The sequence below is a fragment of the Burkholderia sp. IO2 genome (assembly GCF_029522185.1).
Classification (GTDB): domain Bacteria; phylum Pseudomonadota; class Gammaproteobacteria; order Burkholderiales; family Burkholderiaceae; genus Burkholderia; species Burkholderia cenocepacia.
Genome location: NZ_JAKWFH010000037.1, coordinates 29,721 through 43,353 on the forward strand (window position 1 = coordinate 29,721; position 13,633 = coordinate 43,353).

13 protein-coding genes are annotated in these 13,633 nt (G+C 64.8%); 2 read left to right on the top strand and 11 right to left on the bottom strand.

The window, feature by feature from the left end:
* Positions 1–46: 46 nt before the first annotated feature.
* The 5 genes from msrQ to MMB92_RS22775 all read right to left on the bottom strand — a co-directional run bounded on the left by msrQ (position 47) and on the right by MMB92_RS22775 (position 6,170).
* A complete protein-coding gene (gene msrQ, locus MMB92_RS22755; RefSeq protein WP_006482924.1) occupies positions 47–733 on the bottom strand; it encodes a protein-methionine-sulfoxide reductase heme-binding subunit MsrQ in 687 nt (228 codons plus the stop codon).
* Positions 734–753: 20 nt separating this feature from the next.
* Positions 754–1,749: a protein-methionine-sulfoxide reductase catalytic subunit MsrP gene (gene msrP, locus MMB92_RS22760; RefSeq protein WP_006491738.1), complete on the bottom strand. Its 996-nt coding sequence runs from the start codon at positions 1,747–1,749 to the stop codon at positions 754–756.
* A gap of 158 nt (positions 1,750–1,907) precedes the next feature.
* Positions 1,908–3,098, bottom strand: a complete 1,191-nt coding sequence (gene ccsB, locus MMB92_RS22765) for a c-type cytochrome biogenesis protein CcsB (RefSeq protein WP_006494454.1) — start codon at positions 3,096–3,098, stop codon at positions 1,908–1,910.
* 4 nt (positions 3,099–3,102) lie between these two features.
* Positions 3,103–5,316 (bottom strand): cytochrome c biogenesis protein ResB, encoded by a 2,214-nt coding sequence (locus MMB92_RS22770; protein ID WP_277562938.1) that lies wholly within the window; start codon positions 5,314–5,316, stop codon positions 3,103–3,105.
* Between the two features lie 200 nt (positions 5,317–5,516).
* Entirely contained in the window at positions 5,517–6,170 is a 654-nt protein-coding gene (locus tag MMB92_RS22775) for a c-type cytochrome (protein ID WP_012492295.1), read from the bottom strand.
* Positions 6,171–6,384: 214 nt separating this feature from the next.
* Between MMB92_RS22775 and yihA the strand changes: the two genes are divergently transcribed.
* Positions 6,385–7,044 (top strand): ribosome biogenesis GTP-binding protein YihA/YsxC, encoded by a 660-nt coding sequence (yihA, locus tag MMB92_RS22780; RefSeq protein WP_277562939.1) that lies wholly within the window; start codon positions 6,385–6,387, stop codon positions 7,042–7,044.
* A 252-nt stretch (positions 7,045–7,296) separates the two neighbouring features.
* Positions 7,297–8,295, top strand: a complete 999-nt coding sequence (hemB, locus tag MMB92_RS22785; RefSeq protein WP_006482872.1) for a porphobilinogen synthase — start codon at positions 7,297–7,299, stop codon at positions 8,293–8,295.
* Between the two features lie 129 nt (positions 8,296–8,424).
* Here hemB and dsbD read toward each other — a convergent pair whose 3' ends face one another.
* The 6 genes from dsbD to rpsK form a co-directional block, all read right to left on the bottom strand.
* Positions 8,425–10,269 carry a protein-disulfide reductase DsbD gene (gene dsbD / locus MMB92_RS22790; RefSeq protein ID WP_212268185.1) on the bottom strand — a complete coding sequence of 615 codons (1,845 nt, stop codon included), beginning with the start codon at positions 10,267–10,269 and terminating at the stop codon, positions 8,425–8,427.
* On the bottom strand, positions 10,262–10,588 hold the full coding sequence (gene cutA / locus MMB92_RS22795) for a divalent-cation tolerance protein CutA (RefSeq protein ID WP_006494457.1): 327 nt from the start codon (positions 10,586–10,588) through the stop codon (positions 10,262–10,264). Before cutA ends, dsbD begins: the two co-directional genes overlap by 8 nt.
* A gap of 202 nt (positions 10,589–10,790) precedes the next feature.
* Positions 10,791–11,186 (bottom strand): 50S ribosomal protein L17, encoded by a 396-nt coding sequence (rplQ, locus tag MMB92_RS22800; RefSeq protein ID WP_006477175.1) that lies wholly within the window; start codon positions 11,184–11,186, stop codon positions 10,791–10,793.
* 138 nt (positions 11,187–11,324) lie between these two features.
* Positions 11,325–12,302: a DNA-directed RNA polymerase subunit alpha gene (gene rpoA, locus MMB92_RS22805; RefSeq protein ID WP_006477176.1), complete on the bottom strand. Its 978-nt coding sequence runs from the start codon at positions 12,300–12,302 to the stop codon at positions 11,325–11,327.
* Positions 12,303–12,426: 124 nt separating this feature from the next.
* The gene (gene rpsD / locus MMB92_RS22810; protein WP_006477177.1) at positions 12,427–13,050 is read right to left on the bottom strand and encodes a 30S ribosomal protein S4; all 624 of its coding nucleotides are present in this window, start codon (positions 13,048–13,050) and stop codon (positions 12,427–12,429) included.
* A 154-nt stretch (positions 13,051–13,204) separates the two neighbouring features.
* The gene (gene rpsK / locus MMB92_RS22815) at positions 13,205–13,606 is read right to left on the bottom strand and encodes a 30S ribosomal protein S11 (protein ID WP_004197937.1); all 402 of its coding nucleotides are present in this window, start codon (positions 13,604–13,606) and stop codon (positions 13,205–13,207) included.
* Positions 13,607–13,633 lie beyond the last annotated feature (27 nt).

The following is a 13,633-nucleotide window of genomic DNA, read 5'->3' on the forward strand; positions in this document are numbered from 1 at the left end:
CGATGACTTCCCGGTCATCGCCTTTTGTTTTTCAGCGGCCGCGCCGTCACGCGCGCACGCGCCGCCAGCCCCACGTCACCAGCCGCCAGCCGAGCAGCGCGGCGACGATCGCCGCGTAGAGCTTCGGCTGCGCAAGATCGTGCTTGCCCGCCCGCATCCACCAGAAGTGCAGCACGCCGAACAGCGCGATCGCGTAGATTGCGCTGTGCAGCGTCGCCCAGTGGCGACCGAGCCGGCGCACCATCGCGCGCGGCGACGTCGCGGCGAGCGGAATCAGCAGCACGAACGCCGCGAAACCGACCGTGATGAACGGGCGCTTGCCGACATCCTTCAGGATCGCGACGACGTCGAACCACTTGTCGAACCACAGGTAGGTCGTGAAGTGCAGCGTCGCGTAAAAGAACGCGAACAGCCCGATCATCCGACGAAAGCGCAGCAATGGCGCGAAGCCCGTGATGCGCCGCAGCGGCGTGACGGCCAGCGTGATGCACAACAGGACGAGCGTCCACAAACCGGTCGAACGCGTGATGAATTCGATCGGGTTCGCGCCGAGCCGGTCGGTCAGCCCGAACAGCACGATGCGCGCGAGCGGGTAGAGGCCGGCCGCGAACACCAGCACCTTGGCCGGCGCGAGCCAGCGCGGCGCGGCAGGACGGTTCGCCCCGGCACGCGCCGTGCGGGCGGCCTGCCCGGCGCCCGCGGCGCGCGCGGGTGTGAGCGTCGAAGGATGCATGTCGTTTCTCACGGTCGCGCTCAGAAATTCTTTTTCAGGTCCATGCCCTGATACATCGATGCGACCAAGTCGCCGTAGCCGTTGAACATCAGCGTCTTGCGCTTCGGCGTGAAGAAGCCGTCCTCGCCGATGCGCCGCTCGGTCGCCTGGCTCCAGCGCGGATGATCGACGTTCGGGTTCACGTTTGAATAAAAGCCGTACTCGTTCGCCGCGTACGTGTTCCAGCTCGTCTTCGGCTGCTTGTCGACGAAGCGGATCTTCACGAGCGACTTCGCGCTCTTGAACCCGTATTTCCACGGCACGACGATCCGCACCGGCGCACCGTTCTGGTTCGGCAGCACCTGCCCGTAGACGCCCATCGTCAGCAGCGTCAGCGGATTCATCGCCTCGTCCATGCGCAGCCCTTCCGAATACGGCCAGTCGAGCACGGGCGTCGACAGGCCCGGCATCTGCGACGGATCGGCCAGCGTGACGAACTGCACGTATTTCGCGTTGCCGGTCGGCTGCACGCGCTTGATCAGCTCGGACAGCGGCACGCCGATCCACGGGATCACCATCGACCAGCCCTCGACGCAGCGCAGCCGGTACACGCGCTCCTCGAGCGGCGCGAGCTTCAGCAACTCGTCGAGATCGAACACCTTCGGGTGCTGCACCTCGCCTTCGACGCTCACGCGCCACGGGCGCGGCCGCAACGTGCCCGCGTTCTGCGCCGGATCGCTCTTGTCGGTGCCGAATTCGTAGAAGTTGTTGTAGGACGTGATGTCCTTGAACGGCGTCACCTTGTCGATGGCGACGAATGTCGGGTTGGTTTTTGCCGCGAGCTTCGCCGCCCGCGCGTCGGGCGACGCATACGCGGCGAGCGCCGCGCCGCTGGTGCCGAACAGGCCGCCCGCGGCCGCGAGGCCGGCCGCCTGCAACACGCGCCGCCGGTTCTCGAATACCGCGCGCGGCGTGATCTCGCTCGGCGCGATATCCGCGCCGGTCAGTACGTTACGCAAAGGGCGTTTGATCCACATCGTGCAGTTCCTCCCGCATGCGCGGCGCGCATGCTTCATCAGCGTTCGACCCGGCCCGTCGCGCGCCGTTCGACGCCCGGTTCGCCCGCCCATTACAAAAGAAAACCGCCGGGCACGCAGTGCACCGGCGGTCTATGGTCGGACGAGTGGCGGAAATCTTACAGCTTGCCGTAGCTGTGCAGCCCGGACAGGAACATGTTGACGCCGAGGAACGCGAACGTCGTGACCAGCAGGCCGGTGAGCGCCCACCAGGCGGCCACCGCGCCGCGCAGGCCCTTCATCAGCCGCATGTGCAGCCACGCCGCGTAGTTCAGCCACACGATCAGCGCCCAGGTTTCCTTCGGGTCCCAGCTCCAGTAGCCGCCCCACGCTTCGGCCGCCCACAGCGCGCCGAGGATCGTCGCGATCGTGAAGAACGCGAAACCGACCGCGATCGACTTGTACATCACGTCGTCGAGCACCTCCAGCGTCGGCAGGCGATCCGCGAGGATCCCGCGCTCCTTCATCAGGTACGCGACCGACACCATCGCCGACAGCGCGAAGCTGCCGTAGCCGATGAAGTTCGCCGGCACGTGGATCTTCATCCACCAGCTTTGCAGCGCCGGCACGAGCGGCTGGATCTGCTGCGCATCGCGCGCGACCGAGTACCACATCAGGAAGCCGACCGCCGCGCTGATGACCAGCAGCACGAACGCGCCGAGCGAACGCGTGCCGTAGTGGCCTTCGTAATACAGATAAAGCAGCGCCGTGATCAGGCTGAACAGGACGAACACTTCATAGAGGTTCGATACGGGGATGTGCCCGACGTCCGCACCGATCAGGTAGGACTCGTACCAGCGCACCATCAGCCCCGTGAAGCCCATCAGCACGGCGACCCACGTGAGCTTCTGGCCGATCGCGGCGCCCGTTTCGGCGCGCGCGAGCAGCCCGATCCAGTAGAAGATCGTCGCGAGCACGAACATCGCGCTCATCCACAGGATCGCCGACTGGCTCGACAGGAAGTACTTGAGGAAGAACGCCGAATCGGCGCGGGCGAGATCGCCCTGGTAGATCTGGATCGACAACAGCGACAGCACGGCGATCGACGCCATCATCAGCCGCGCGGGCTTCCAGCGCCAGCCGAGCGCGACGAGCGCCGGCACGGTGCCGATCATCACCGCCTTGTCGTAGTAATCCATGTGCGCGTTGTAGTGCACGAGCGCATAGCCCGCGCCCGCCACGAGCGCCAGGGCGAACAGCCAGTCGAACAGCGACAGGCGCGCGAGGAACGGACGCTCGTCGAACAACGGCGACGATGCCGGCGCCGGGGCCGACGCCGTACGGGAAGAGGAAACTTGCGTGAGATCCATGATGTTACCGGGTGGAATTCTCGGAATCGGAACCGCCGCCGACAGGCGGGCGGGCCGTCGAAGCCGCACCGGCGGGCGCGGCATCGCGAGGTGCGGCGCGCAAGGCGGCGCCGGCCGCGTCGCGCGTCTGCACGAATTCTTTCTCGAAATCGAAGGTCTTGCGGGCCGTGGACATTGCCATCACCACATCGACGCCCGAACCGGCGTCCTTCAGCCAGAACCAGAGTCGCCGCTCGCGCACGTAGAACATCGAGAAGATGCCGACGACCAGCAGCAGGCTGCCAAGATACACCAGATTCTTGCCGGGTGCGCGCGTCAGCTGAAATACCGAAGCTTGCACCTGCTTGAAGGAATCAAGCTGCAAATAGACCGGCGATCCATACAAGAAGCTGTCGGATAGCGCGTTGATCGCGTTCTGCACGAAGCGGATCGTGTCGGTGCCCTGCTGCGCGGCCGGCTCGCCGGCACGCTCGCGCGCGATCTGCCACACCTCCCACATCGAGCCCTCGAGCATCCGCAGCAGCAGGCTCGCGGCCTTCTCCTGCTCGCCCTTCGGCACCGAGCGGTCGATGAAGGTCGCCACCGCCTGAAAGCCGCCGACCGGCTGGCCATCCGCGCCGCGGCCGACGCTGTCGTCGCTCGCCGCAAACAGGGTCAGCACCTTCGACGCGCTGTCCTGCAGGCGGCCGCGCAGCGACGCGTCGCCCGGCAGCGAGCGCTGCGCGAAGCGCGCGGCGGCTTCGGTGCGCACGGCCGGATCCTCGAGCGCGGCGCGCAGGCGCATCCATTCGCCGATCGAATCCTGGCTGTCGGCCGGGATCCGCATGTAACGGAACGGATCGTTCGGGCTCGCGCGCACGCCGGCGAGGAACACGCGTTCGCCGTTCATGTCGACCGGCAGCATGTAGTTGTTGAATTCGCGCGCCTGGCCGTCCTTGCCGCGAATCTTGTACTGCACCGACGGGCCGATGTTGTGGAGCTGCGTCGGCTTCGACGTCTTCGCGCCCGAGCCGAGCCGTTCGTCGAATACTTCCTTCAGCGAGCTGGTCGTCGCGACGCCGCGCACGTCCGGCTTGCCGTTCGCGTCGGCCATGTTTTCGACGTTGATCGCGCGGAAATCGGAGAACTCGATCGTGTCGCCGTCCGCACCCGCGACCTGCAGCGGGGCCGAACTGCCGATCGTGCCCTTCACGGGAACGGTCGCCGCATGGCTGCCCGTCATCGGGTAGGCCGTCATCTGCATTTGCGAGCCGCCGTCCTGGAAGCTCGACTGGTAGATCGACACGCCCTTGTACGTGAACGGCTTGTTGACCTCGACCCGCGCCGGGATCTTCCGGCCGGTCTCGCGATCGATCACGACGATGTCGCTCGCGAACAGCTTCGGCATGCCCGTCGTGTAGTAATCGACGATGAACTTGTCGAGCTGGATCGAGAACGGCAGATCCTGGATCAACGAGCCGCTCGGCTGATTCAGGATCGCGGTCGACACGAACTGGCCCTCCGGCACCCACGCATAGCCGCGGAACGTCGGGTTCGACGCGGACAGGCGATGGTCGGGCGAAATCTCGCTGATCGTCGCGCTCGTGTTGACCGGGCTCTTGCCGAACATCCACATCTGGAATTTGATCGGCAGGTTGCTGTCGAGCAGGCCGCCGATACAGATCACGACGATCGCGAGGTGGGCGGAAATGTAGCCCCACTTGGTCATCGCGCCGCGCTTCGCGGAGATCAGCGTCGCGCCGTCGGTTTCACGCACGACGTGCTTGTAGCCGGCCTTCGTGACGAACGTGGCGAGCGTCGCCGCGACCGTCGCGCGCGTGCCGGACGCCGTGTACTCGGCCTTGTGGTGGAACGCGCGCAGGCTGCCTTCGCGGACCTTGTCCTTCCAGCTCTTCGCATCGGCGAGCATCTTCGGCGCATTGCGGATCACGCACAGCGAGATCGACACGACGAGGAAGATCAGGATCAGCATGAACCACCACGCGCTGTACACGTTGTACAGGCCCAGCGAGCGGAAGATGTCCGCCCAGAACGGCCCGAACTGGTTCACGTAGTTCGGATACGGATCGTCCTGGGTCAGGACCGTGCCGATGATGCTCGCGATCGACAGCACCACCAGCAGCGCGATCGCGAAGCGCATCGAGCTGAGCAGCTCGACCGCGCGTTTCGACGCACCCTGACTCGACTTCGACTGCAACCCCGACGTGGTAACGCTCATTCAAACTCCGACTCAGGGGAAACAGCCCCCACACTCACTATGTTCGCTGCGCCCCAACGGGCGATCGGCACGCTCGGGACGGCCCGGCGAGTGCCAACAAAAAAGGGCAAGGCGACCGCGAACAGCGGTGCCCCACCCTTTTCTTGTTCTGACTCCGGCCGCCCTTCGGGCGGCCGGTCATTCCATGCGCGGTTGACCGCTCAACGCAGACCCGCGATGTAATCGGCGACGGCCTTGATCTCGGTATCCGACAGCCGCGACGCGATCTGATGCATCGCCTCGTTGTTGTTGCGCGCGCCGGCACCCTGCTGGAACGCGGTCAACTGCGCGACCGTGTAATCGGCCCATTGCCCCGACAGACGCGGGTACTGGACCGGGATCCCCTGCCCCGTCGGCCCGTGGCAGCTCGCGCAGGCTGGTACGCCCTTCTCCGCGATGCCGCCGCGATAGATCTTCTGGCCGACCGGCACGGTCGCCGCATTGCGTGCGGTACCGAGCTTCGTCGTCTGCGACCCGTAGTACGCGGCGACGTTGCGCATGTCGTCCGCGCTCAACGCGCTTGCGAATCCGACCATCACCGCGTTGTTACGCACCGGCCCCTTCGCGCCCGGCTGCGTCTTGAAGTCGTTCAACTGCTTGACCAGATATTCGGGATGCTGGCCGGCGAGCTTCGGGAAACTGCCCGACGCACTATTGCCGTCGGCGCCGTGACACGACGCGCAGACCTGCCCGGCAATCGCCTTGCCGCGGTCCAGATCCGGCTTCGCCGCATCTGCCGCGTTTGCCTCCGCTACGAAACCTACGAACCCTGCTGCAACCTGAAGCACCATCAGAGACTTGCACAGTCGATTCATTCGCACACCCTGTTTCGTCTTGTGGGAATTTGAGGTTCTGCAAAAAACGACGGCGTTCAGTCTACCGCAGAAGCCACATAAAAGCGCGAGGCAGGCGCCCGTTGGCCTTCGGTAAAACCGCCGTATTGTACAATATCGTGCTGAAAGCTCCCGCGCCTATCGGGGCTACCCCGCCTCCACCAAGCGGCTCGCGCCGCCCGTCCTTCCGGTTCCCATGGCCTTTCTGCTCCATCAAGCCCGCTTCTACACGACCGTCAACCATCTGCGCGACCTGCCGCCGACGGTCCAGCCGGAAATCGCGTTCGCGGGCCGCTCGAATGCCGGCAAGTCGACGGCGATCAACGTGCTGTGCAACCAGAAGCGGCTGGCCTTTGCGTCCAAGACGCCCGGCCGCACGCAGCATATCAACTACTTCTCCGTCGGCCCCGCCGCCGAGCCCGTCGCGAACCTCGTCGACCTGCCCGGCTACGGCTACGCGGAAGTGCCCGGTGCCGCGAAGGCGCACTGGGAAATGCTGCTGTCGTCCTATCTCGCGACGCGCTCGCAGCTTTGCGGCCTGATCCTGATGATGGATTCGCGCCGTCCGCTGACCGATCTCGATCGACGCATGATCGAGTGGTTCGCGCCGACCGGCAAGCCGATCCACACGCTGCTGACGAAGTGCGACAAATTGACGCGCCAGGAAAGCATCAATGCGCTGCGCAACACGCAGAAGGGGCTCGACGCGTATCGCGACCAGAGCGTGAAGGGCAAGCTGACGGTCCAGCTGTTCTCGGCGCTGAAGCGTACGGGGCTCGACGAGGCCCATGAACTGATCGAGAGCTGGCTGCGGCCGTCCGTCGCCGACGAAAAAAGCGAGCCTGTAGCACAATGAGCGGGCAACGCGCGGCTGGGATCGGCTGCGCGCACCTGACGGCACCTGCGGATTCGGCCGGCTCATAAAAAAACCCGCCGTTGAACGGCGGGTCAAACAGCCTAATCGAAAAACGACAGGCACCCGCTCAGGGAGGAGAAGCGGGGAGCTGCACGCAACGCGTGCCGCTCGATCGCTATCATATACCAACGATCTCGAAAATGACCTAAGGGTTCCGTAAGGTCTTCTTGCCCTGATTTCTGCCAAATCGCCATGAGCTTCCATCCGCTTCATCGTCCGCGCCGGATGCGCCGCGACGACTTCTCCCGCCGCCTGATGCGCGAAAACCGCCTGACCACCGACGACCTGATCTACCCGGTGTTCGTCGTCGAAGGCACCCAGCAACGCCAGCCCATCCCGTCGATGCCCGGCGTCGAGCGCGTGTCGGTCGACCTGCTGATGCAGGTCGCCGAGCAGTGCGTCGAACTCGGCGTGCCCGTGCTGTCGCTGTTCCCGGCCATCGAGCCGTCGCTGAAGACGCCCGACGGCCGCGAGGCGGCCAATCCCGAAGGCCTGATTCCGCGCGCCGTGCGCGAGCTGAAGAAGCGCTTCCCCGAGCTCGGCGTGCTGACCGACGTCGCGCTCGATCCGTACACGAGCCACGGCCAGGACGGCGTGCTCGACGAGAACGGCTACGTGATCAACGACGACACGATCGAGATCCTGATCGAACAGGCGCGCGCGCAGGCGGAAGCCGGCGTCGACATCGTCGCGCCGTCGGACATGATGGACGGCCGCATCGGCGCGATCCGCGAGATGCTGGAAAGCGACGGCCATATCCATACGCGGATCATGGCCTATTCGGCGAAGTTCGCATCGGCGTTCTACGGCCCGTTCCGCGATGCGGTCGGTTCGGCATCCAATCTGGGCAAGGGCAACAAGATGACCTACCAGATGGATCCGGCGAACAGCGACGAAGCGCTGCGCGAAGTACGCCTCGACATCGACGAAGGCGCCGACATGGTGATGGTCAAGCCCGGCATGCCGTATCTCGACATCGTGCGCCGCGTGAAGGACGAGTTCCGCTTCCCGACCTACGTGTACCAGGTGAGCGGTGAATATGCGATGCTGAAGGCCGCCGCGATGAACGGCTGGCTCGACCACGACAAGGTCGTGCTCGAATCGCTGCTCGCGTTCAAGCGCGCGGGCGCCGACGGCGTGCTCACGTACTTCGCGCTCGATGCCGCGCGTCTGCTGAAAGCGCAGCGCTGATCGCACACCGGCGCGCATCAGCAAAAACGGCGGGACACTTCGGTATCCCGCCGTTTTTTGTTTATCGCCGATCGAAGCTGTCAGCCGGCCCGAATCTGCGATTCGCCGGTTCGCCCCGGCAAGCCATCGTCATACCGTCGGCACGGCCGCCCGATCGAGGCTGCGCAGGAACGTGTCGGCCGCCTGATAGCCGACCACCCGGCCGATCTCGTTGCCGTTGCGATCGAAGAAGATGATGCCCGGCGGCCCGAACAGGTTGAAGCGCTTGAGCAACGCCTGATCGTCCGGGTTGTTCGCGGTGACGTCCGCGCGCACGAGGTGAAGCCGCGCGAGCCGCGCCTGCACGCGCGCGTCGGTGAACGTCAGATGCTCCATCTCCTTGCAGCTCACGCACCAGTCGGCATAGAAGTCGAGCATCACGGGCCGGCCCGACGTCTTCAGCAACGCGTCGAGCTCGCCGCTGGAGCGCACCGGCGCGAACGCGGGACCGTCCGCGGCAGCCGCACCGGCCGACGCCGCACCGCCGGACGCCACCGTACGCGCCGCCAGCACGGCCAGCGGCTTGACGGGATCGGTCGAGCCCGCAGCCAGGCCCACGAGCAGCGTCGCGGCCCAGATCGCGAGCGCGGCGCCCACGCCGCGGCCCAGGCGACGCCAGATCGACGCGGCGCCGGCGTTCGGCGTGAACAGGCCGAACGCCGCCGCCGCGATCAGCAGCCACAACGCCGCGAGCACCATCTTCAGCCCGCCGGCCAGCACCGGCCACACGATCCACAGCGCGGCCGCGAGCAGCACGATGCCGAAGAACACCTTCACGCCGTCCATCCACGCGCCGGCGCGCGGCAGCACCGTCCCGGCCCCGACGCCGACCACCAGCAGCGGCACGCCGAGGCCGAGCCCCATCGCGAACAGCGCCGCGCCGCCGAGCAACGCGTTGCCGGTATGCGCGATGAACGCGAGCACCGCGAACAGCGGCGCCGTCATGCACGCGCCGACGACCAGCGCCGACAACGCGCCCATCGCCGCGACCGCGACGAAGTGGCCGCCCTGGCGCGCGCTCGATGCCTCGGCCGCGCCGTTCTGCCAGCGCTCCGGCAACGCGATGTCCTTGCCCGAGATCAGCGACACTGCAAACGCGGTCAGCAGCACGCCGAACGCGCCAAGCACCCACGGATTCTGCAACCACGCGCCGAGGCTCTGGCCAACCAGCGCGGCGGCGATGCCGAGCACCGTATAGACCAGCGCCATGCCGACCACGTAGGTCAACGACAACGCAAAGCCACGCGCATGCGTCGCGCGCGTGCCCTGGCCGATGATGATCGCGGACACGATCGGAATCATCGGATACGAACACGGCAGCAGGCTCAGCACGACGCCCGCGACGAAGTAGAGCGCGACGATCGTGAAGAAGCCGTGGCCTTCGAGCAGCGACTGCGCGAAATCGGCGCTCGTGACCTTGTCGAACCAGCTACCCGCGGCAGCCGTGTCGCCGGACGACGATGCGGCGCCGAGCGCGGCGCCATCGACCTTCATCACGTGCTCGGCCGGCGGATAGCAGATCCCTTCGTCCGCGCAGCCTTGCGACGTCACCGCGAGCTCGAACGGCCCGGCTGCCTGCTTCACCGGCACGTGAACGACGACTTCGTCGCGATAGGTCTCGACGTCCTTCTGGAACGTCTGGTCGAACTTCACGTGGCCGGCCGGGAACTGCGGCTCGCCGAGTGTCGCCTGGCCACTCTTCACCGCGAACGCGAACCGCTCGCGATACATGTAATAGCCGCTGGCGATCTTGAAGCGGACGTCCACCTGTCCCGGCGATTCGCTCGCGCTGAACTTGAACGCGACCGACGGATCGAGGAAATCGTCGGCCGCGCGCGCGACGGACAGACCGCCCAGCACGAACACGAACGACAACAGGACCGCAAGAAACCGCAGCGCGCGCACGCGCACCGAAAGCGCCATACCGTTAAACATGAAATAGACGTTGAGTTTCGTTGGTCACCCACTGGCCATACGCGGCCGATGCCGTCGTTTGCCACGAGACGATTTCAGGCGTCTCGTAAGGATGATGCGCGACAATAAATCGCTCCAGTTCGAGCGCCCGCACGGGACTCGTCTTGAACAGCAACTGGATCTCTTCGGCCGTTTCGACCTTGCCCTGCCAGTGATAGCGCGACTTGATCGTGCCGAGCTCCGATACGCATGCGGCCAGCCGCGCGTCGAGCGCGCCGTCGGCAAGCGCCGCAGCCGTCGCCGCATCGGGCACCGTCGTCAGCATCAGCACCACTATCATCCGCGCCCTCCTCGCTGGTCTGCCGGCTCCTGCCGGCGCCGGTCACCCCGTTCAGGGGCCGCACCGGTTGCCCCGTATCGTAGCGCAGCCCGCGCGACGCTGCCGGCGTCGGCCTGCGACAATCGATCGCAGCCGACATCCCAAAACAAAAAGGGCCAAGCATTCGCTCGGCCCCTTTCAGATCCTGCTGCGTACCGGAAGCTTACTCAGCTTCTTGCACGTTTTCCGTTTCGTCGACTTCCGGACGGTCGAGCAGTTCGACCAGTGCCATCGGTGCGTTGTCGCCCACGCGGAAGCCGAACTTCAGCACGCGCAGGTAGCCGCCCGGACGGTTCGCGAAACGCGGACCGAGCACGTCGAACAGCTTCGCCACCGAGTCACGATCGCGCAGGCGGTTGAACGCCAGGCGACGGTTTGCCAGCGACGGCTTCTTGCCGAGCGTGATCAGCGGCTCGACGACTTTACGGAGTTCCTTCGCCTTCGGCAGCGTCGTCTTGATGACTTCGTGCTCGATCAGCGAGTTGGACATGTTACGGAGCATAGCCAGACGGTGGCTGCTCGTGCGGTTCAGTTTCCGCAGACCATGACGATGGCGCATTTCAGTTTCCTTGATTCAAAGTTTTGATCCAGCTCTTCTATCGCACCTCGGAGGGTGCACGGGCCGGTAACGAAAAAAAGCAAGATGCGGATTTTAAAGGAAAATCCGCATCTTTGCCAACTACAGCAACAACCGGACTTACTTGTCGAGACCAGCCGGCGGCCAGTTCTCGAGCTTCATGCCCAGCGTGAGACCGCGCGAAGCGAGCACTTCCTTGATCTCGTTGAGCGACTTGCGACCGAGGTTCGGCGTCTTCAGCAGCTCGTTTTCCGTGCGCTGGATCAGATCGCCGATGTAGTAGATGTTCTCGGCCTTCAGGCAGTTCGCCGAACGAACCGTCAGCTCGAGATCGTCCACCGGACGCAGCAGGATCGGATCGATCTGCGGTGCACGCGACGGCGCTTCGGCTGCCGTTTCCGTGCCTTCCAGCGCCGCGAACACGGACAGCTGGTCGACCAGGATGCGGGCCGACTGGCGGATCGCTTCTTCCGGCGTGATCACGCCGCTCGTCTCGATGTTCATCACGAGCTTGTCGAGGTCGGTACGCTGCTCGACACGTGCGCTTTCAACCGCGTAGCTCACGCGGCGAACCGGCGAGAACGAGGCGTCGAGGACGATGCGGCCGATGATCTTGGCCGTGTCTTCGCCGTAGCGACGGACGTTGCCGGGCACGTAGCCGCGACCCTTTTCGATCTTGATCTGAACGTCGAGCTTGCCACCCTTCGACAGGTGCGCAATCACGTGATTCGGGTTGATGACTTCGCAATCATGAGCCAGCTCGATATCGCCGGCCGTCACGACGCCTTCGCCTTCCTTGCGCAGCGTAACCGTCACTTCGTCACGGTTATGCAGCTTGAACACCACGCCCTTCAGGTTCAGCAGCAGGTTGACGACGTCTTCCTGCACGCCATCCAGCGTCGAGTACTCGTGCACCACGCCTGCGATCGTGACTTCGGTCGGCGCGTAGCCTACCATCGACGACAGTAGCACGCGGCGAAGCGCATTGCCCAAGGTGTGGCCGTAACCGCGTTCGAACGGTTCCATGACCACCCTCGCGTGGTTCTCGCCCAGCGATTCCACGGCGATGATCTTGGGTTTCAGCAAACTGGTTTGCATGGGCTTTCCTTTTCAATACCCTCGGCTCGTTACACCGATAAGGCTGACCGGTAACAACCAGAAAATAAACAGCCGAGGCCCCTCCTTGCGCAACGCAATCGGGGTACCTCGGCCGTCAATCGGATTAACGCGAATACAATTCGACAATCAGGCTTTCGTTGATGTCGCCTGCGATTTCAGCGCGTTCCGGCATTTGCTTGAACGTGCCTTCGAACTTCTTCGCATCGACTGCAACCCAGCTCGGCATGCCGCCTTGCTCGGCCAGCGACAGCGCTTCGACGATACGCGCCTGCTTCTTCGCCTTTTCGCGGATCGCGACGACGTCACCCGCCTTCACTTGCTGCGACGGGACGTTCGCGACGACGCCGTTCACGGTGATCGACTTGTGGCTCACCAGCTGACGCGCTTCAGCGCGGGTCGAGCCGAAGCCCATGCGATACACGACGTTGTCGAGGCGCGACTCGAGCAGTTGCAGCAGGTTTTCACCCGTGTTGCCCTTGCGGCGATCGGCTTCGGCGAAGTAACGACGGAACTGACGCTCCAGCACGCCGTAGATACGCTTGACCTTCTGCTTTTCGCGCAGCTGCGTACCGTAGTCGGACGTACGTGCGCCCGAGGTACGGCCGTGCTGACCCGGCTTGCTGTCGAGCTTGCACTTGTCGGCGAGCGAGCGGCGGGCGCTCTTCAGGAACAGGTCGGTGCCTTCACGGCGGGACAGCTTGGCTTTGGGGCCGATATAACGTGCCACTTTGCATTCCTTTATCAATCAGTCACGCGGATCGAAATCCGCGCTAGTCCGCTCCCTTTGGGGCGAACGGTGGGCTTAGTCAATCAAAAAAGCAACGCCCGTCGACGCTGAGCGGCGACAGGCAATGCGCTAGCACGAACGTGCCAGCACATCCTTAGATACGACGACGCTTCGGCGGGCGGCAGCCGTTGTGCGGAATCGGGGTGACGTCCGAAATCGCGGTGATCTTGATGCCGAGGCCGTGCAGTGCGCGCACTGCCGACTCGCGACCCGGGCCCGGGCCCTTGATCCGCACTTCCAGATTCTTCACGCCGTATTCCATCGCGACGCGGCCAGCCGACTCGGCTGCGACCTGAGCAGCGAACGGCGTCGATTTGCGCGAGCCCTTGAAGCCCTGACCGCCCGACGTCGCCCATGCCAGAGCGTTGCCTTGGCGATCGGTGATCGTGATGATCGTGTTGTTGAACGACGCGTGAACGTGAACCACGCCTTCAGCGACGTTCTTCTTAACCTTCTTGCGAACGCGTTGCGCCGCGGTGTTCGAAGCCTTAGCCATTACGTTTTCCTGTAACTGTCAGTTCCG